The sequence below is a fragment of the Prauserella flavalba genome (assembly GCF_003202235.1).
GTDB classification, from domain to species: Bacteria; Actinomycetota; Actinomycetes; order Mycobacteriales; family Pseudonocardiaceae; genus Prauserella_A; species Prauserella_A flavalba.
In genome coordinates this window covers 255,070-273,933 of the sequence record NZ_MASU01000006.1, presented here as the reverse complement: position 1 = coordinate 273,933, position 18,864 = coordinate 255,070, and the positions used below count along the sequence as shown (strand labels likewise).

Below are 18,864 nucleotides of genomic sequence, written 5' to 3'. Positions count from 1 at the left end.
CTCTCTAGCAGTCTCAGACGCGGACCTGGCCGTAGCGGCGCTCGACGATGCGAGCGACCCAGGCCATCAGCAGCGCGACGACGAGGTACACCAGCCCGGCGGCGGCGATCGGCTCGGAGTAGCGGAACGTCTCGGAGCCGATGGCGATCGCACCGCCGAGCATCTCCACCACCGTGATCGCCAGCAGCTGCGGGGTGTCCTTGAACATCGCGATGACGTAGTTGCCGAGCGCGGGCACGACGCGCGGGATCGCCTGCGGCAGGATCACGTTCGTCCACGTGCGCCGCGTCGACAGGTTGAGCGCGGTCGCCGCCTCCCACTGTCCCGGTGGGACACCGTCGATGCCGGACCGGTACACCTCCGAGGTGTAGGTGGCGTAGTGCAGGCCGAGCGCGAACGCACCGGTCGCCAGCGGCGAGGCGCTGATCCCGATCAGCGGCAGCACGTAGAAGAAGAAAAAGAGCTGCACCAGCAACGGGGTCGAGCGGATGAACTCCACCAGGAACCCCACCGGCATGCTGACCCAGCGGTTGCCGCTTCGCCGCAGGAAGGCGAACACGAGCCCCAGGATCAGCGCGATCACGTAGCCGATACCGGTGGCCGCGAGCGCGACGAGCAGCCCGTCGAGCATCGTGGGCATCGCGTCCCACACGCCGCTCCACTCGAAGTTCACGCCGCGACCTCCTTACGCCCGAAGAATCCCGACGGGACGGTGCGCCCGAGCGCGCGGGCCGCCATCCGTTCCAGCAGCTTCATGATCGCGGTGAAGAACAGCGCGATGACGCCGTAGCCGACGAGCAGACCGAAGAACACGAGCGCGGTCTCTCCCGTCGACGCGCGGATGAGCTGTGCCGAGAAGGTCAGGTCCGAGATGTAGACCAGCGACACGAGCGAGGTCGCCTTGAGCAGCTCGATCAGGTTGTTGGTGAACGGCGGGATCATCGCGACCACCGCCTGCGGCAGGATCACCTTGCGCAACCGCTGCAACGGCGTGAAGTTCAGCGCGATCGCCGCCTCGATCTGCCCCGGCGGCACGGCCTTCACCGCGCCACGCACGACCTCCGCCGCGTAGGCGCCGATGTTCAGCGCGAGCGCGAGGATGCCGGCGAACAGCGGGTTCAGCTGGTAGCCGAAGGTCGGGACGATGAAGATCAGCGCGAACAGCAGCACCAGCGAGGGGAAACCGCGGAAGACCTCCGTGTAGACCATCGCGATCCCGCGGACCCACTTGCGCTCGCTCGACCGCGCGAGTCCCGCGATGAACGCGAAGACCAGCCCGAGCAGAGCACCGAAGACGGTGAGCAGGAGGGTGTTGCCCAGTCCCTCCCAGACATAGGACATCAAGCCAGAAGACATCGACCGCTCCCCCTCAGCCCGCCGTACCCGTGCACAGCTGCTGTGCCGTGAGGCCGGTCATCTCGTCCTGGGAGAACCCGAACGGACGGACGGCCCTCAGCACCTCGCCGCTGTCCTGCATGGCGGCCAGCTCGCGGTTGAACTCGCGGACGATGGCGGTCTCGCCCTTGCGGAACCCGAAACCGCCAGCGCCGAACTGCTTCTCACCCTTGACCACCGGGATGAACGTCTCGCCGATCTCCAACCCGGAACCGGGCCGCTCGCCGAGCGCGGACACCAGCGAGAGCCGGGTCAGCATGAGGCAGTCGGCGCGGCCCGCGCGCACGCCGTCGATGCCGGAGGACTGGTCGGGGAAGACGATGATCCGCCCGTTGGGCACGCCCACCTCGGCGGCGTAGCCCTGCTCCACCGAACCGGTCAGCACCCCGATCCGCGCCCGCTTCTCGACGATGCTGTCCAAATCGGACAGATCGAGCGGGTTTCCCTGCCGCAGCAGCAAGGCCGCGGGGGCGTTGTAGTCGGGGTTGGTGAACTCGATCTCGGCGCAGCGTTCTGGCGTGATGTACATCCCGGCGGCGATCACGTCGAACAGGCCCGCTTTGAGCCCGGGGATGAGAGAGCTGAAGTCGGCGAGCTTCGGCTCGAACGAATCGATGCCGAGCCTGCGGAAAACGGCCTTGCCGATCTCCGGGGCCTCTCCGGTGAGATTGCCCTCGGCGTCGATGAAGCCGAATGGGCGCTCGTTGGCGAAGCCCATGCGCACCGTGCCCGAGTCGCGTAGCCGGTCGAGCAGGTTGCCGCCTTCACCTCCCGCCGCGACACTGATCGACGTGCATCCGCTGGCCAGCGCACCGCCGCCCACAGCGAGACCAAGGCTCACCCCGGTGGCACCACGCAGAAAACCGCGCCTGCTCAGGCTGGAGTTGTTCACGTACTCGTAGCTCCTGTCAGCCGACACCCGCGTCCGCGGCGAAGGCGTCAGCGCGGACTCGATTGGACTCACCCTAGGCAATTCACCTGTTCGGGCGCAATCGGAACAGAAAATTTCCGTCGGCGGCAACACCTTCGGCTACCCCGCCGGCCACGACGACGTGCGGATTCAACACCGGCGACATGCACGTTAAATCGGCGAGTCGCGGTGTCGATCACGGACGGCGGTTCAGACCGCCCTGTCGATCACGGCATGCAGGAACGAGCGGGTGCGCTCGTGCGCGGGCTGCGTGAAGAGCTGGTCCGGCGGCGCGTCCTCGATCACCTGGCCCTGGTCGAACATCATCACGCGATCCGACACGTCCCGCGCGAACTGCATCTCGTGCGTCACGCACAGGAACGTGATGTCCGTGGTGCGGGCGATCTCCTTGAGCACGCTCAGCACTCCGGCCACCAGCTCGGGGTCCAGCGCCGACGTGACCTCGTCGAGCAGCAGCACCTGAGGCCGCATCGCGAGCGCCCTCGCGATCGCCACGCGCTGCTGCTGCCCGCCCGACAGCTGCGTGGGGTGCGCGTCGACCTTGTCGGAAAGCCCGACCATGTCGAGTAGTTCCCGTGCCCGCTGCTCGGCCTCCGCTTTGGACAACCCGAGCGCGCGAACGGGTGCCTCGGTGACGTTCTGCAGCACCCTCATGTTCGGGAACAGGTTGAACTGCTGGAACACCATGCCGATCCGTTTGCGCTGCGTGCGCAGATGCCGCTCGTCGGCGGGCACGAGGCTGCCGCCGCGCTCCATGTGGCTGAGGTACTCGCCGCCGACCTGGATCGTGCCGCCGTCGACCAGCTCCAGCGTCATCAGCAGGCGCAGAATCGTGGTCTTGCCCGAACCGCTCGGGCCGATCAGGGTCACGAACTCGCCCGGCTTGACGGAGAAGTCGAGCTCGCGGAGCACCACGTGGTCGCCGAACTTCTTGACCACCCGGTCGAATTGAATCATCACGTCCGACGAGGGACTGCTATACGGTTCCGACACGGCGCTCCAACTTTCTGACGAGGATCGAGGCCGGGTAGCTCACCAGTAGGAAGAACACGCCGGCCAGCGTGTACGGCTCAATGACCCGGAAGGTCTCCGCACCGGCTTCCTTGGCGCTGTTCAGCACGTCCACGACGCCGATGGCGAGCAGCAGCGGTGTCTCCTTGAACATCGAGATCGTGTAGTTGCCGAGCGCGGGCAGCACGCGGGGAACCGCCTGCGGCAGGATGATGCCCGTCCACACGCGACTACGGGGGATGCTCAGCGCCCTCGCCGCTTCCCACTGTCCTTTCGGGATCGCCTCGATGCCGGCCCGGTACACCTCGGAGGTGTAGGTGGCGTAGTGGACCCCGAGCATGATCACACCGGTGAGGAACGGCGACAGCTTCACCCCGATCGCGGGCTGCAGCAGGTAGTAGAACGCGAACACCTGGATCAACAGCGGGGTGCTGCGGATGAACTCCACGAACAGGTAGACGAACTGGCTGAGCACCGGCACGCCCACCCTGCGGATCATGGCGAACACGAGCCCGAGCAGGTAGGCGAACAGCGCGCCGAGCACGGTCAGCTCGATGGTGACGAGCATGCCCTCCGCGAGCAGCGGCAGCGAGTCGATCGCGTACTCCCAGTCCCAATCCATCACACACCTCCCGCCGTGGCCGAGGAGAAGACCTTCCTGCGCGGTGGCGGTTTGCGACCGAGCCTGCGGGCGCCTGCCCGCTCCAGAGCCCGCATCACGATCGTGATGGCGATGGCGAGCAACAGGTAGATGATCAGCTCGACGGCGTAGATGACCGTCAGGTCACCCATCGGCAGCGCGGGCCGCAGCTCCTCGCCCTTCTGCGTGATCTCCTGCGCGGAGATGAAGTACAGCAGCGCGGTGCTCTTCAGCAGCTGGATGAACAGGTTGTTGAACGGCGGCAGCATCTCCACGACGGCCTGCGGCAGGATCACCCTTCTCATCCGGTCCACGGGCCCGAGGTTGAGCGCGACCGCACCCTCGTGCTGCGCCTTGGGCACCGACTGCACGGCACCGCGCACGATCTCGGCGCCGTAGGCCCCGTGGTTGAGGCCGAGCACGAGAACTCCCGCGAACAGCGGGACGATCTGCAGCCCGACGAGCGCGGGCAGGACGAAGTAGAGCCAGAACAGCTGCACCATCTCGGACGTGCCACGGAAGCCCTCGACGTAGACCCGGCTGAAGAACCGGACAGTGCGCGACTTCGACAGCAGCGCCAGCCCCGCGATGAGCGCGAGCACGATCGTCAGCGCGATCCCGCCGAGCGTCGCCTGTATGGTGACCGGAACTCCCTCGAGGAGCGTGGAGATGATCCGGCCGAGGTTGTCGGACACGGCGCCTCCCGATTACGCGCCGCAGAGACTTTCGGTGGTGACGTCGGGCTTGGGCAGGTTCACCTCACTGAAGCCGAACGGCTCCACGATGCGGACCCACTCGCCACTGTCGTGCAGCTTCTTGAGCTGCTCGTTGAACGCGTCGCGCAGGGACGTGTCGTCCTGCCGGAAGACGAAGCCACCCGCGGAGATCACCGGCTTGCCGTCCTCCTCGGGCTGGAAGCTCTCGGTGACCTCGACGGGTGCGTCGGGGTTCTGCTTGACCAGCCACTTCAGCGAGATGTCGGTCAGCGCGGCGCAGTACACGCGGTCGTCGATCACGGACCGGAGCATGCTGTCCTGCGTGTCCAGGGTCGTGATGTTGTCCTCGGGCACGCCCGCCGCCGTCGCGTAGCCCTTCTCCACCGCGCCGGAGAGCACCGCGACCTTCACGTTCTTCTGTGCGATGTCCTCGAAAGTGTTGACCTGCTGGGGATTTCCCCTCGGGACGAGCAGTGCGGCGAGCGCGGTGTAGTCCGGTGTGGAGAAACTCGCCGCGTTGCACCGCTCCGGGGTGATGAACATGCCCGCCGACACGACGTCGTACTGCCGGGCGTTCAGCGCCGGGATCAGCTGGTCGAAGGTGACGACGCTGTTCTGCACGTTGCGGATGCCCATCGCGTTGAAGACTGCCCTGGCCACCTCCGGCGCCTCGCCGGTGACCTTGCCCGAGGCGTCGGCGAAGCCGTACGGCTGCTCGTTGGCGATGCCGATGCGGATCATGCCGGAATCGCGCGCGCTCTGGAGCGTGTCGCCGTCGCCGGTGCCCGCGCAGGCGGACAACAAGGTCGGCCCCCCGATCGCCACCGCTCCCATGACCGCCGAACGCCTGAAGAACTCTCTGCGGGTCCACTCGCTGTGCGCCATGACGGCACCTCATTTCGATTGACCTCGTCGTCAATCCCCATGCGAAGCCCGGTACGTGCTCGCGCACAGGGGCGTAATCACCGAAAGTAGGTGTGCCGCCCGGTCGGGTCAAAGGATCGCAAAACTCTGACCACAGGCTGTTACCATAACGAGATCATGAGATCCGGTACCTGACCGGATCGGGGGAGTCAGTCTTCGGGCAAACCCCGAGCGTGCCTGATCACGGCCACGATCTCGGCCATGATCTCCGTCAGCGAGTAGTCCTTGGGCGTGAACACGCGGGCGATGCCACGTTCCCGCAGCACGGCGGCGTCGTCGGCCGGGATGATGCCGCCGACGATCACCGGCACGTCGCCGGCTCCCGCGGCCCGCAGCCCGTCGACGACCTCCGGCACGACCTCAAGGTGCGAGCCCGACAGCACCGACAGCCCGACGACGTGGACGCCCTCCTGCACCGCCGCGGCCACGATCTGTTCCGGCGTGAGCCGGATTCCCTGGTAGATGACCTCGAACCCGGTGTCGCGGGCGCGCACGGCCACCTGCTCCGCGCCGTTGGAGTGCCCGTCGAGTCCCGGCTTGCCGACGAGGATGCGCAGCCGCTCGCCCAGTTCGTCGCTCGTCGCGCGCACCCGTGCCGCCACGCGGGCGATCTCCTCGGCACCCTCGCCGGGCGAGGACGCCGCCGACACCCCGGTGGGCGCCCGGTACTCGCCGAAGACCTCACGCAGCGCGCCCGCCCACTCACCGGTCGTCACGCCGGCCCGCGCGCAGGCGAGGGACGCCTCGAACAGGTTCGTGGTGGTGGCGGCCTGCGTCTGCAACGTCTCCAGCGCGGCCCGCACAGCCTCGTCGTCGCGGCTCTCCCGCCACCGTTCGAGCGCGGCGATGGCCTGCTTCTCGGCCACCGGGTCGGCCGTCTCGATCGCCTTGGCACCCTCGGCCTGCAACGGGCTCGGCTCGGTGGTCTCGAACCGGTTGACGCCGACGAGCACGCGCTCACCCGACTCGACCTTGCGCCGGTACTCCACGAGCGACGACACGAGCTGCGACTTGAGGTATCCGCTCTCGACGGCCGCCACCGCGCCGCCCATGTCCTGCACCCGCGCGATCTCCTCGCGCGCACCGGTGACGATGTCCTCCACTTTGGACTCGATGACGTGCGAGCCGTCGAAGATGTCCTCGTACTCCAGCAGGTCGGTCTCGAACGCGAGCACCTGCTGCATGCGCAGCGCCCACTGCTGGTCCCACGGCCTCGGCAGGCCGAGCGCCTCGTTCCACGCGGGCAGCTGGATGGCCCGTGCCCGCGCGCCACGCGAGAGCGACACCGCGAGCATCTCCAGCACGATGCGCTGAACGTTGTTCTCCGGCTGGGCCTCGGTGAGCCCGAGGGAGTTCACCTGCACGCCGTAGCGCAGGCGCCTCGCCTTCGCGTCGGTGACGCCGTAGCGCTCGCGGGTCAGCTCGTCCCACAGCGCCGCGAACGCGCGCATCTTGCACAGCTCCTCGACGAACCGCACCCCCGCGTTGACGAAGAACGAGATGCGGCCGACGACCCTCGCCATGTCCTCCTGACCGACCTGACCCGAGTCGCGCACGGCGTCGAGCACGGCGATCGCGGTGCTGAGCGCGTAGGCCACCTCCTGCGTCGGCGTCGCGCCCGCCTCCTGCAGGTGGTAGCTGCAGATGTTGATCGGGTTCCACTTCGGGACGTTGTTCACCGTCCACGCGATCACGTCGGTGGTCAGCCGCAGGCTCGGCCCCGGCGGGAAGATGTAGGTGCCGCGGGAGAGGTACTCCTTGATCACGTCGTTCTGGGTCGTGCCCGTGAGCTTCCCCAGCACCTCAGCCGGGTCGCGGCCCTCGGCCTCGGCCTGCTCCTGCGCCACGGTGACGTACAGCGCGAGCAGCCACATCGCCGGCGCGTTGATGGTCATCGACGTGTTGGCCTCGGCGAGCGGGATGCCGTCGAAGAGCCTGCGCATGTCGCCGATGTGGGCCACGGGCACGCCGACCTTGCCGACCTCGCCCCTGGAGAGCTTGTGGTCGGGGTCGTAGCCGGTCTGCGTCGGCAGGTCGAAGGCCACCGAGAGGCCGGTCTGCCCCTTGGCGAGGTTGCGCCGGTACAGCTCATTGGAGGCCGCGGCCGAGGAGTGCCCCGCGTAGGTCCGCATCACCCACGGCCGGTCACGCTCACGGTCGGTCGGGTACGGCACGCCGATGCACCTCCTCGGGACAGCTGATGGTTCAGCGTACTTGGGGTAACCAGGCCCGCGACGTGTAACGCACCACGTCACGGGGGGTTACCTTGCGCCGGACGCCAGGTCCGAAAACCGCGAGCCCGCGTCCGGCAACGGCCGATATCGTGGGTAGACGTGACGTGGAGTTCGTACGGCAGCTATCTGGTCTTCGTGATCCTCGTGGTGCTGGCGCCAGGGCCGGACACGGTCGTGACGCTCAAGAACTCGTTCGCGGGCGGGTTCCGGGGCGGGCTGCTGGCGGCGTCCGGCATCGCCGTCGGCAACCTGCTGCAGGGCACGGCCGTGGCGTTCGGGCTCGGGGCCGTGATCGTGCGGTCGCAGCCGGTGTTCCACACGGTGCGCTGGCTCGGGGTCGCCTACCTCTGCTACCTCGGCTTCCAGGCGTTCCGTGCCGCGTGGCGCGGCGACTACGGCTCACTGGACGAGCTGGGGGCGCGCTCAAGCGGGTTCCGCCGCTTCCGCGAGGGCTTCCTGTCGAACGTCACCAACCCCAAGGTGCTCGCGCTGTACCTGTCGGTGCTGCCGCAGTTCCTCGACCCCGTGCGCAGCACCCCGTTCGACGCGCTGCTGCTCGCCTACACCGTCGCCGTGCTCGGCGCGCTGTGGCTGGTGCTCCTGCTGCTGTTCGTCAACAGGGTCCGGGGCTGGCTGGCGCGAAGGAAGGTGCGCAGGACGCTCGACGCGGTCACCGGCACCACGCTGTTCGGCTTCGGCGCCGCGCTGGCCGCCGAGGGCTAGCTCGCCCTGAGCCGCCACCTGCAGTGAAGGCCACCATCACTGCGTTGAACGCAGTGATGGTGGCCTTCACTGCGGTCGGGCTTTAGCTAGGCCCGTTCCGGTTCGGTGGCGACGCGCTCGATGCGCGCGCCCAGCCGGTTCAGGTTCTCCACGAAGTGCGGGTAGCCGCGGTCGATGTGAAAGACGTCCCAGACCTCGGTGACGCCGTCCGCGCACAGGCCGGCGAGCACGAGCCCGGCCCCCGCCCTGATGTCGGAGGCCCAGACCGGGGCGCTGGAGAGCTTGTCGACGCCCCTGACCACCGCGTGGTGGCCGTCGGTGCGCGCGTCCGCGCCCAGCCGCACCATCTCCTCGATGAACCGGAACCGCGCCTCGTACACGTTCTCCGTGATCATCGACGTGCCGTCGGACACCGACGACAACGCCACCGCGAACGGCTGGAGGTCCGTCGCGAAGCCCGGGTACGGCAGGGTCACGAAGTCCACCGAGCGCGGCCGCTCGGGCTGCACGATGCGGAAGCCCTTGCCGTCGAACGTCGTGACGTCGGCACCGGCGAGCCGCAGCTTCTCCAGCACGAGTTCCAGGTGGTGCGGGTTCACGCCGGTCACCGTCAGGTCACCGCGAGTCATCGCGGCGGCGAAGGCCCACGTGGCGCCGACGATGCGGTCACCGATGACGCGGTGTTCGGTGGGGTGCAGCGACTCGACGCCCTCGACGGTCAGCGTGGACGTGCCCGCGCCCTGGATCTTGGCGCCCATCTCGGTGAGCATCGTGCAGATGTCGACGATCTCCGGCTCGCGCGCGGCGTTGTCGATCACCGTGGTGCCCTCGGCGAGCACGGCGGCCATGAGGATGTTCTCGGTGGCGCCGACGCTCGGGAAGTCGAGCCAGATCTGGGCGCCGTGCAGGCCGTCGGCCTCCGCGACCACGCAACCGTGCTCGATGGTGCTGGTGGCGCCGAGCTTGCGCAGGCCGTTCTGGTGCATGTCCAGCGGCCGCGAACCGATCGCGTCACCGCCTGGGAGCGCGACGACGGCCTTCTTCAGCCTGCCGACCAGAGGGCCGAGCACGCACACCGACGCGCGCAGCTTGCCCATCGCGGGCGAGTCCGCGCGGTGCGACAGCTCGGACGGCGTCGTGATGTGCGCGGTGTCGCCGTCGAGCCTGACCTCGCAGCCGACGCTGCGCAGCACGTCGGCCATCAGCGGGACGTCCAGGATCTGCGGGCAGTTGGTAATGGTTGTCGTGCCCTCGGCGAGCAGTGCAGCCGCCATCAGCTTGAGCACGCTGTTCTTCGCGCCGACAACCTCGACCTCACCGACCAACCGCGCGCCGCCATGCACGTCGAAGTGCTCGCTCATGGACGCCAATAATGCCCGCCGGGTCCGGCGGACTCGCGCAGGGGCACGCCAACCGTTGAGCGCCATCACAATTCCGGCCCGCGCTGAAACGTCTCGGCAGGCAGCGGCGATGAGTCCCATCCCGGGCAAGGGAAATCCGGCCTAGACTCCGGGCATGCCCGTTCGGATCAATCGCGTGTACACCAAGGTCGGCGACACCGGAACGACCGCGCTCGGTGACGGCTCCCGAGTGCCCAAAACGGACCCACGGCTCGGCGCCTACGCCGACGTGGACGAGACGAACTCGGTGGTCGGCGTCGCGATCGCCCTGGGTGGTCTCACCGACGAGGTGGCGGACGTGCTGCGCGCCGTGCAGAACGACCTGTTCGACGTCGGAGCGGACCTGTGCGCGCCGATCGTGCCGGACCCGGAGTTCCCGCCCCTGCGCATCACGGAGACGTACGTGGAGCGCCTGGAGGGCTGGTGTGACGAATTCAACGAGCGGCTGGGAAAGCTGACGTCGTTCATCCTGCCCGGCGGCACGGCGGGAGCCGCGCTGCTGCACCAGGCGCGCACGGTCGCGCGCCGTGCGGAACGCTCCGGCTGGGCGCTGGTGGAGGCCGACGCGGAGCGGACCAACCCGCTCGCGGTGAAGTACCTCAACCGCCTCTCGGACCTGCTGTTCATCCTGGCCCGCCTGGCAAACCCGGACGGCGACGTCCTCTGGAAGCCCGGCGGCGACCGAGCCTGAGCCAACATCCCCCAAGGCCACCTTTGGTGCGTTGAGCGCAACAAAGGTGGCCTTGGGGACCGCCTTTGGTGCATGGCCAAGTCACGCGAGCGTGTCGAGAACGGCGCGGAGCGCCTTGACGAGGCCCGGCAGATGCTCTCTTGTGGTAGCGAAGGTTCCAGAGTCGGCGCGTCCCGCCGCGGTGTCCCTGAGCAACGGGTGGAGTGACCTTCTGGACACGAGATCGACGGGGCGGCCGAAGAGGGCGGACAAGTCGTCGTTCAGGTCTTCTTCGATCTCCCAGCCGAGCCGAGCTCCAGGCCGCAACTCATTCTCGCGCAGCCGGCGCGCATCCACCCGTGGCACAGCCATCGGCGCAGCTCCTTGTCGATCGCTACGCCGCGTTCGAGCCCTGGCCGATCAGCTACGGGGGATCCGGCGGCCGGGAGGGGCCGATTCGAGCCAGGAGAGGAAGCCCGTCAGCGCGCCGGGGCCCATCGCGATCTCGATGGCCTCCTGGCGGCCGGGCTCGCAGCGCAGCACGGTCGAGCCCGCCGGGACGGCGTAGGACTCGGTGCCGATGGGCTCGCGCCGGTCGGCGATCTCGAGGTCGTCCCGGCGGAAGACGCGGTCAGGGGCGATGCGCAGGCTCCACACGCGGTACCAGACGAACTCCTCGCCCTGGTAGCGGCCGATGCCGAGGTGCCAGCCCGAGCGGTCCCGGTCCGGTTGCCAGCGCAGCGCCACGCTCACGCCGCCGTGCCGGCGCATGCGCACCCAGCGCCACGCGTAGATCACGGCGACCACAAGCAGCACGAGCAGGAGGGCGAGGACCACAAGGGCGATGTCCATGGCCGGCTCCCGCTCGTCGTCGCCGCTAGGCCGACTGGCCTGCCGCCCGGAGCCTCGCGGCCGCTCTCGCCCTCTCGGCCTCGTCCTCGGCGCCGAGCGCCTGCTTGGCCGCCTCGATGTCGATCTCCTCGCCGAGCTCGGCCGACTCCGCGAGCACGCTCACGGAGTCGTGCGTGATCGACAGGAAGCCGCCGTGCACCGCGGCCGTGATCGTGTCACCGTCGGTGGTCGTCACCTTCACGATGCCGCCCTCGACCAGCTGGCCGAGCACCGGCTCGTGGCCGGGCATGACACCGATCTCACCCTCGGTCGTCTGCGCGACGACGAACGAGGCGGTACCGGACCACAGACGACGCTCGACGGCCACCAGCTCGACGGACATCTCAGCCACGTAGGTCTCCTTCGAATCGCGCGTCCCACCAGTGTAATAGGCGCGCCGTCAGTCAAGGGTGTGAGTAAGCGAACGACGGGGCCACATCCACAATGGACCGGCCCCGTCGCTCACCAGGAGTCACTTACCGGTGATTTCCTTGTACTTCTTCTCGAGGTCGTCGAGCCCACCGATACCCAGGAACGCCTGCTCCGGGTAGTGGTCGAACTCACCCTTCGCGATCTTGTCGAACGCCTCGACGGTCTCGGCCACCGGCACGGTCGAACCGGGCTGACCGGTGAACACCTCGGCGACCAGCATGTTCTGCGAGAGGAAGCGCTCGATGCGGCGAGCCCGCTGCACCGTCAGCTTGTCCTCTTCCGACAGCTCGTCCATACCGAGGATCGCGATGATGTCCTGCAGCTCCTTGTACTTCTGCAGGATCCGGATGACCTCGGAGGCCACGCGGTAGTGCTCGTCGCCGACGATCGCCGGGTCGAGGATCGTCGAGCTCGAGGCCAGCGGGTCCACCGCGGGGAAGATGCCCTTCTGGAACACCGACCGCGAGAGCTCGGTGGTGGCGTCGAGGTGCGCGAACGTGGTCGCGGGGGCCGGGTCGGTGTAGTCGTCCGCCGGCACGTAGATCGCCTGCATCGAGGTGATCGAACGGCCCTTGGTCGAGGTGATCCGCTCCTGCAGCACGCCCATCTCGTCGGCCAGCGTCGGCTGGTAACCCACGGCCGACGGCATGCGGCCCAGCAGGGTCGACACCTCGGAACCAGCCTGGGTGAACCGGAAGATGTTGTCGATGAACAGCAGCACGTCCTGGTTCTGCACATCGCGGAAGTACTCCGCCATGGTCAGCGCGGACAGGGCGACGCGCATACGGGTGCCCGGCGGCTCGTCCATCTGGCCGAAGACGAGGGCGGTGTTGTTGATGACGCCGTCCTCGGACATCTCCAGGAACAGGTCGGTGCCCTCACGGGTGCGCTCGCCGACACCGGCGAACACCGACGTACCACCGAAGTTCTGGGCGACGCGGGTGATCATCTCCTTGATGAGCACCGTCTTGCCCACACCGGCACCACCGAACAGACCGATCTTGCCACCCTGCACGTACGGGGTGAGCAGGTCGATCACCTTCAGGCCGGTCTCCAGGACCTGCGTGCGGCCTTCCAGCTGGTCGAACGCGGGCGGGTTGCGGTGGATGCTCCACCGCTCGAGGTCCGCGCCGTGGCCCGGCTTGTCGAGGCAGTCGCCGAGTGCGTTGTAGACGTGGCCCTTGACCTCGTCGCCGACCGGGACGGAGATCGCGGAACCGGTGTCGGTGACCTCCGCGCCACGGACGAGACCGTCCTGCGGCTGCAGCGAGATCGTGCGCACCAGGTTGTCACCGAGGTGCTGCGCGACCTCGAGGGTCACGGTCTTCTGCAGCTCGGCGAACGAGATGTCCACCTTCAGCGCGTTGTTCAGCTCCGGGATGTGGCCGCGCGGGAACTCCACGTCGACGACCGGCCCGGTCACGGAGACGATGCGCCCCTTGATGGCAGCTTCAGTGCTAGTCATAGCTCAGTCATCACTTCCTACAGCGGCGAGCGCATCAGCTCCACCGACGATTTCGCTGATCTCCTGGGTGATCTGGGCCTGGCGGGCCTGGTTCGCCAGCCGGGTGTAGGTCTCCACGAGTTCGCTGGCGTTGTCCGACGCCGACTTCATGGCGTTGCGCTGCGCCGCGAGCTCGGAGGCCGCCGACTCCAGCAACGCCGCGAAGATCCGCGTGTTGATGTACTTCGGCAGGAGCGCGCCGAGCAGCGTCTCGGCGCTGGGCTCGAAGTCGTACGCCGGGAGGATGCCCTCGGCGGGCTGCTCCTCGGTGTACTCGACCTCCAGCGGCGCCATGCGCTTGGCGACCGGCGTCTGGGTGAGCATCGAGCGGAACTCGGTGTAGACGATGTGCAGTTCGTCGACCCCGAGCACGCCGTCGGCGCCCGGCGAGGCGCCCTCGTCGTCCGCGCCCGCGAGGAACGCCTGGACCAGTGCCTCGCCGACCTCGGCGGCGTTCTCGTACCTCGGCTGCTGGGAGAACCCGGTCCAGCTGCCCGCGATCTCGCGGCCGCGGAACCGGTAGTAGTTCACGCCCTTGCCGCCGATCACGTACAGCTGCGGGTCCTTGCCCTGCTCACGCAGGAGCGACAGCAGCTCCTCGGTGGCCCGCAGCGCGTTGGCGTTGTAGCCGCCGCACAGCCCCTTGTCACTCGTGACGACGAGCACCGCGACCCTGCCGGGGTTGGGACGCTCGACGAGCAGCGGGTGGTCGAGGTTGGCCGCCGCGCCCGCGAGCGCCGAGAGCACGTTGGTGATCTCACCGGCGTACGGCCGGGACGCCTCGACGCGCGCCTGCGCCTTGCTGATGCGCGAGGTGGCGATGAGCTCCATCGCCTTGGTGATCTTGCCGATCGACTTGGTCGCCCGGATCTTCGACCGGAGCTCACGAAGCTGTGCCATGGCCTCCGCCCGTTACTTCTTCGGCGCCGGACGGTGGACCTTGACCGACTCCTGGCCGACCTTCTCGGCGTCCATCGCGTCGGCCTCCGCCTCGACGAGGGTGCGACCCTCCGAGGTGGTGAAGCCCTTCTTGAACTCGGCCACCGCGTTCACGACGCGCTCGGCCAGCTCGTCCGACCACTTACCCTTGTCGCGGATCTCGGCGAGGATGTCGTCGTGCTTGTGCCGCAGGTTCTCCAGCAGCTCGCTGTTGAACCGGGCGGTGTCCTCGATCGGCACCTCGTCGAAGTGGCCGTTCGTGCCGAGGAACACGGTGATGACCTGCTGCTCGACCGGCACCGGCGAGTACTGCGGCTGCTTGAGCAGCTCGTACAGCCGGGCACCGCGGTCCAGCTGCGCCCGCGACGCGGCGTCCAGGTCGGAGGCGAAGGCGGCGAACGCCTTGAGCTCCTCGTACTGGGACAGGTCGATACGCAGCGAGCCGGAGACCGTCTTCATGGCCTTGATCTGCGCGTCACCACCGACTCGGGAGACCGAGGTGGTGACGTCGACCGCGGGGCGCTGACCCGAGTTGAACAGGTCCGACTGGAAGAAGCACTGGCCGTCGGTGATCGAGATGACGTTGGTGGGGATGTAGGCCGAGATGTCGTTGGCCTTGGTCTCGATCACGGGAAGACCGGTGAGCGAGCCCGCACCCAGCTCGTCGGACAGCTTCGCGCAGCGCTCCAGCAGGCGGGAGTGCAAGTAGAAGACGTCGCCGGGGAACGCCTCGCGGCCCGGCGGGCGGCGCAGCAGCAGCGAGATCGCCCGGTAGGCCTCGGCCTGCTTGCTGAGGTCGTCGAAGACGATGAGGACGTGCTTGCCCTGGTACATCCAGTGCTGGCCGAGGGCGGAGCCGGAGTACGGGGCCAGCCACTTGAAGCCCGCGGGGTCGGAGGCCGGGGCGGCGACGATCGTCGTGTACTCGAGCGCGCCTGCGTCCTCGAGGGACTTGCGCACCGCGGCGATCGTGGAGCCCTTCTGGCCGATCGCGACGTAGATGCAGCGGACCTGCTTGCTCGGGTCGCCGCTCTCCCAGTTGGACTTCTGGTTGATGATCGTGTCGACGCAGACCGCGGTCTTGCCGGTCTTGCGGTCGCCGATGATCAGCTGGCGCTGGCCGCGGCCGATCGGGGTCATCGCGTCGATCGCGGTGATACCGGTCTGCATCGGCTCGGACACCGGCTGGCGCTCGACCACACTGGCGGCCTGCAGCTCGAGGGCACGCGTCTCGTCCGCGGTGATCTCGCCGAGACCGTCGATCGGGTTGCCGAGCGGGTCGATGACGCGGCCGAGGAAGCTCTCGCCGACGGGGACCGAGAGGATCCGGCCGGTGCGCTTGACCTCCTGGCCCTCTTCGATCTTCTCGAAGTCGCCGAGGAGCACGACACCGATCTGCCGCGGCTCCAGGTTCTGCGCGACGCCGAGGACGCCGCCGGGGAACTCCAGCAGCTCGTTGGCCATCGTCGACGGCAGGCCTTCGACGTGGGCGACACCGTCACCGGTGTCGACGACGACGCCGACCTCTTCCCGGCTCACATCCGGGGAGTAACTCGAGACGTAGTTCTCGATCGCACTGCGGATCTCATCCGAGGAGATCGTCAGCTCCGCCATGTCGTTCCCGCTCTCACTTCGTTCTTGCCACTGTGCAAAGTATGTGTTATGTGGGCGCTCGCGTCAGCGCGCGAGCTGCCTGCGCAGTGCGTCGAGGCGCCCGGCCGCGCTTCCGTCGATCACCTCGTCGCCGATCCGCACCACGATTCCGGCGCCGATCCCGCGATCGAGCTCCACGTGCAGTGCGATCGACCGCCCGTAGATCTGCCCGAGCTTCTCGGCGAGCCGGTCCCGCTGGTCGCTCGTCAGCTCGGTCGCGCTGGTCACGTAGGCCACCGAGCGCTCACGCCTCGCGGCGGCCAGCCTGACCAGCTCGTCGATCCCGAAGGCGATGCTCCGGCCGCGAGGCCGCGCCACGACCTGCTCGACCAGCACCCGGGTGACCGGGTCGACCTTGTCCGAGGTGAGGTTGCGGACGAGGGTCCGCCTGCCCTCGACGGGCCCCACCCGGTCGGACAGCGTCCGCTCGAGCTCCGGCTCGCCCTCCACGATACGTGCGAGCCGGAACAGCTCGTCCTGGACGGTGTCCAGTTTGCCGGTTCGCTCGGCACTCTCCAGCAGCGCGGTGCGCCCGACGGACTCCAGGCCGTCGAGCAGTTCGCGAGGGCTGGACCAGCGGCTGCCCACCACGGCGTCGAGCACCTGGAGGGCGGGTTCCGACACCTTGCCCTGCAGCAAGGTCCTGACGAGCCGCTTACGGGCCTCGGGGTCCGACGAACCGTCACCGACGGCCCGCCGCAACCCGACCTCCCTGGCGAACAGGTCCACCACGGAGAGCAGCTCTTCCCCGACGGCGGACGGGTCGTTGCCCGCGTCGCCGAGCACCTCGTCGAGACGGTTCTCGGCGAAGCCAAGAGCCTCCCGGCTCGCAGCATGCAGCGTCATCTACGACTACTCCTAGTTCCTGGCTCCGGCCGCACCGTTGCCGCTGGCCTCGAGCTCGGCCAGGAACCGGTCCACGGTGCCGCGACGGCGGGCCTCGTCCTCGAGCGCCTCACCGACGATGCGGCTCGCGAGCTCGATGGAGTTGCGGCCCAGCTCGGCCCGCAGCTCCGCGACGATCTGCGCCCGCTGCGCCTGCAGCTGGGCCTCGCCCTGGGCGACGATGCGACGGGCCTCTTCCTGGGCGTCGGCCCGCAGCTCTTCCTTGATCTGCTCGGCCTCGAGCCGGGCGTCGTCGCGGATCTTGGCGGCCTCGGTCCGCGCCTCGGCGAGCTGCGCCTTGTACTGCTCCAGCGCCTGCTCGGCCTCGGCCTGGGCCTTCTCCGCCTTCTCGATGCCGCCCTCGATCTTCGCGGTGCGCTCCTCGTACAGCTTCTCGAAGCGCGGCACCGCGAACTTGCGCAGCACCCACAACAGCAGCAGGAACGCGACGAAGCCGAGGATGATCTCGGAGATGTGCGGGACGACCGGGTTCGGCGCCCCTTCGGCCGCTAGGACCAGTTGGGTGTTCAGCACGGCTTCTCCCTAAAGCGATGAGCGGAAAGACTCAGCCACCGGAAGCGATGAAGTAGATAACGATGCCGAACAGCGCGAGCACCTCGACCAGGGCGAAGGTCGTCCAGGCGATACCCATGAGCTTGCCCTGGGCCTCGGGCTGGCGGGCCGTGCCGTTGATGACCGCGGACCAGATCAGACCCACACCGATACCGGGACCGATGGCGCCGAGACCGTAACCGATCGCGGCGAGACCCGGGTTGATGTTGGACGCGGCCTCCGCGGCCTGGGCGAGAACGATGTTGCTCACTTGCGATTTCCCTTTCGACTCGGTCCGCGACTACGCGGATCGGGGGGCTTGGGTTTGTTGCCGGCGTTACTTACTCAGTGTTCGGAAGCCAGTGCGGCACCGATGTAGTTGGCAGAGAGCAGCGCGAAAATGTAGGCCTGCAGCACCTGGATCAGTGCTTCCAGGAAAGTCAGGATGATCGCGAAGGCGAAGCTCACCACCGACACCGGCTTGAGCGCCGCACTCGCCTCGAGCAGCAGGTACTCACCGCCGAGCGTGAACACCAGCAGCAGCAGGTGACCCGCGAACATGGCGGCGAAGACTCGCAGCGCCAGCGTGACCGGGTTGATGAGGAACTTCTGCAGGAACTCGATCGGCGTCAGCAGCGGAAGGATGAAACCGGGGGCGCCCGCGGGCACCGTCTCCTTCTTGAGGTAGCCGACGAATCCGTGCCGCTTGAAGCCGACGTAGTGGTACACGGGGTAGACCACCAGCACCGACAGCGCGAGCGGGAAGCCGATGTGCGACATCACGGGGAACTGGATCACCGGGATGATCCCGAAAATGTTGTTCACCAGGATGAAGCTGAAAAGCGCGAGGATCAGCGGCACGAACGGACGGAAGTCCTTGGCGCCGATCTGTTCCCGCGCGATGTTGTTGCGCCCGAAGTCGTAAATGGATTCGGCCGCGAACTGGAACCTGGTCGGCACGATCTTGAGGTTGCGCGTGGCGAGCAGGAAGAACGCACCCACGATGACTGCCGCCAGCACGGCGAGAACCATCGGCTTGGTAACGAAAGTTCCTTCGCCGAAGATAGGACCGAGGTTGAAGTCCTTCGCGCCCGGCGCGACGAACTCGTCGCCTTGGGCCAGTACCAGCGCGCCCAACTGGGCTCCTTCCGGTTCTCCCGGCCGGCGTTCACTCCGCCGGGGGAATCGTCACGATCGGGACTTAACGTACCCGATACAGATCGAGTACTCGGAGGCGGCTACCACGTTGCGTAGGACTCGACCGGGCCACCCGGAGCCCTGACGGACCACCACACCGGGGAGCACGATCGACGCCGCCTCCACGGCGCGGACGATACCAGTCGTCCGATTCACTCCGTACGCCC

The 18,864-nt window shown here is 68.0% G+C and carries 21 protein-coding genes; 2 read left to right on the top strand and 19 right to left on the bottom strand.

Features of this window, described 5'->3' with window-relative positions; genetic code table 11:
• Positions 1–13: 13 nt before the first annotated feature.
• The 8 genes from ehuD (BA062_RS17305) to BA062_RS17270 form a co-directional block, all read right to left on the bottom strand.
• Positions 14–673, bottom strand: a complete 660-nt coding sequence (gene ehuD / locus BA062_RS17305; protein ID WP_110337869.1) for an ectoine/hydroxyectoine ABC transporter permease subunit EhuD — start codon at positions 671–673, stop codon at positions 14–16.
• Positions 670–1,356 carry an ectoine/hydroxyectoine ABC transporter permease subunit EhuC gene (gene ehuC, locus BA062_RS17300; RefSeq protein ID WP_110337867.1) on the bottom strand — a complete coding sequence of 229 codons (687 nt, stop codon included), beginning with the start codon at positions 1,354–1,356 and terminating at the stop codon, positions 670–672. Before ehuC (BA062_RS17300) ends, ehuD (BA062_RS17305) begins: the two co-directional genes overlap by 4 nt.
• 13 nt (positions 1,357–1,369) lie before the next feature.
• Complete coding sequence (ehuB, locus tag BA062_RS17295; protein ID WP_245959866.1) at positions 1,370–2,287, bottom strand: ectoine/hydroxyectoine ABC transporter substrate-binding protein EhuB; 918 nt, start codon at positions 2,285–2,287, stop codon at positions 1,370–1,372.
• A 228-nt stretch (positions 2,288–2,515) separates the two neighbouring features.
• Entirely contained in the window at positions 2,516–3,283 is a 768-nt protein-coding gene (gene ehuA / locus BA062_RS17290) for an ectoine/hydroxyectoine ABC transporter ATP-binding protein EhuA (RefSeq protein ID WP_110337865.1), read from the bottom strand.
• 19 nt (positions 3,284–3,302) lie between these two features.
• Positions 3,303–3,959 (bottom strand): ectoine/hydroxyectoine ABC transporter permease subunit EhuD, encoded by a 657-nt coding sequence (gene ehuD / locus BA062_RS17285; protein WP_110337863.1) that lies wholly within the window; start codon positions 3,957–3,959, stop codon positions 3,303–3,305.
• Positions 3,959–4,672 (bottom strand): ectoine/hydroxyectoine ABC transporter permease subunit EhuC, encoded by a 714-nt coding sequence (gene ehuC / locus BA062_RS17280; RefSeq protein ID WP_110337861.1) that lies wholly within the window; start codon positions 4,670–4,672, stop codon positions 3,959–3,961. The genes ehuD (BA062_RS17285) and ehuC (BA062_RS17280) overlap by 1 nt, the downstream gene beginning before the upstream one ends.
• Positions 4,673–4,684: 12 nt before the next feature.
• Entirely contained in the window at positions 4,685–5,578 is an 894-nt protein-coding gene (gene ehuB, locus BA062_RS17275) for an ectoine/hydroxyectoine ABC transporter substrate-binding protein EhuB (protein ID WP_110337859.1), read from the bottom strand.
• A 188-nt stretch (positions 5,579–5,766) separates the two neighbouring features.
• On the bottom strand, positions 5,767–7,791 hold the full coding sequence (locus BA062_RS17270) for a protein meaA (RefSeq protein ID WP_110337857.1): 2,025 nt from the start codon (positions 7,789–7,791) through the stop codon (positions 5,767–5,769).
• Positions 7,792–7,950: 159 nt separating this feature from the next.
• Here BA062_RS17270 and BA062_RS17265 point away from each other — a divergent pair, with 159 nt between their 5' ends.
• Positions 7,951–8,574 carry a LysE family translocator gene (locus BA062_RS17265; RefSeq protein ID WP_110337855.1) on the top strand — a complete coding sequence of 208 codons (624 nt, stop codon included), beginning with the start codon at positions 7,951–7,953 and terminating at the stop codon, positions 8,572–8,574.
• A gap of 86 nt (positions 8,575–8,660) precedes the next feature.
• Here the strand turns inward: BA062_RS17265 and murA are convergent, their stop codons facing one another.
• Positions 8,661–9,935 (bottom strand): UDP-N-acetylglucosamine 1-carboxyvinyltransferase, encoded by a 1,275-nt coding sequence (gene murA / locus BA062_RS17260; protein ID WP_110337853.1) that lies wholly within the window; start codon positions 9,933–9,935, stop codon positions 8,661–8,663.
• A 154-nt stretch (positions 9,936–10,089) separates the two neighbouring features.
• On the opposite strand from murA, the gene BA062_RS17255 reads away from it, so the two are divergent.
• Positions 10,090–10,665, top strand: coding sequence for a cob(I)yrinic acid a,c-diamide adenosyltransferase (locus BA062_RS17255; protein ID WP_110337851.1), 576 nt, complete (start codon positions 10,090–10,092; stop codon positions 10,663–10,665).
• Between the two features lie 81 nt (positions 10,666–10,746).
• Here BA062_RS17255 and BA062_RS40230 read toward each other — a convergent pair whose 3' ends face one another.
• From BA062_RS40230 to atpB, 10 genes are all read right to left on the bottom strand, one after another.
• Positions 10,747–11,016 (bottom strand): hypothetical protein, encoded by a 270-nt coding sequence (locus tag BA062_RS40230; RefSeq protein WP_210406910.1) that lies wholly within the window; start codon positions 11,014–11,016, stop codon positions 10,747–10,749.
• A 48-nt stretch (positions 11,017–11,064) separates the two neighbouring features.
• Positions 11,065–11,496 carry a DUF2550 domain-containing protein gene (locus BA062_RS17245; RefSeq protein WP_110337849.1) on the bottom strand — a complete coding sequence of 144 codons (432 nt, stop codon included), beginning with the start codon at positions 11,494–11,496 and terminating at the stop codon, positions 11,065–11,067.
• 25 nt (positions 11,497–11,521) lie between these two features.
• Positions 11,522–11,887, bottom strand: a complete 366-nt coding sequence (locus tag BA062_RS17240) for a F0F1 ATP synthase subunit epsilon (RefSeq protein WP_110337847.1) — start codon at positions 11,885–11,887, stop codon at positions 11,522–11,524.
• A gap of 120 nt (positions 11,888–12,007) precedes the next feature.
• Complete coding sequence (gene atpD / locus BA062_RS17235; protein WP_110337845.1) at positions 12,008–13,432, bottom strand: F0F1 ATP synthase subunit beta; 1,425 nt, start codon at positions 13,430–13,432, stop codon at positions 12,008–12,010.
• A gap of 3 nt (positions 13,433–13,435) precedes the next feature.
• Entirely contained in the window at positions 13,436–14,371 is a 936-nt protein-coding gene (locus tag BA062_RS17230; RefSeq protein ID WP_110337843.1) for a F0F1 ATP synthase subunit gamma, read from the bottom strand.
• 12 nt (positions 14,372–14,383) lie between these two features.
• Positions 14,384–16,024 carry a F0F1 ATP synthase subunit alpha gene (atpA, locus tag BA062_RS17225; protein WP_110337841.1) on the bottom strand — a complete coding sequence of 547 codons (1,641 nt, stop codon included), beginning with the start codon at positions 16,022–16,024 and terminating at the stop codon, positions 14,384–14,386.
• Positions 16,025–16,087: 63 nt separating this feature from the next.
• Positions 16,088–16,909 carry a F0F1 ATP synthase subunit delta gene (locus BA062_RS17220; RefSeq protein ID WP_110337839.1) on the bottom strand — a complete coding sequence of 274 codons (822 nt, stop codon included), beginning with the start codon at positions 16,907–16,909 and terminating at the stop codon, positions 16,088–16,090.
• 12 nt (positions 16,910–16,921) lie between these two features.
• Positions 16,922–17,482 (bottom strand): F0F1 ATP synthase subunit B, encoded by a 561-nt coding sequence (locus BA062_RS17215; protein ID WP_110337837.1) that lies wholly within the window; start codon positions 17,480–17,482, stop codon positions 16,922–16,924.
• A gap of 31 nt (positions 17,483–17,513) precedes the next feature.
• Positions 17,514–17,771, bottom strand: a complete 258-nt coding sequence (locus BA062_RS17210; protein ID WP_110337835.1) for an ATP synthase subunit c family protein — start codon at positions 17,769–17,771, stop codon at positions 17,514–17,516.
• Between the two features lie 74 nt (positions 17,772–17,845).
• Positions 17,846–18,637 (bottom strand): F0F1 ATP synthase subunit A, encoded by a 792-nt coding sequence (atpB, locus tag BA062_RS17205; RefSeq protein WP_110337833.1) that lies wholly within the window; start codon positions 18,635–18,637, stop codon positions 17,846–17,848.
• Positions 18,638–18,864: the final 227 nt, after the last annotated feature.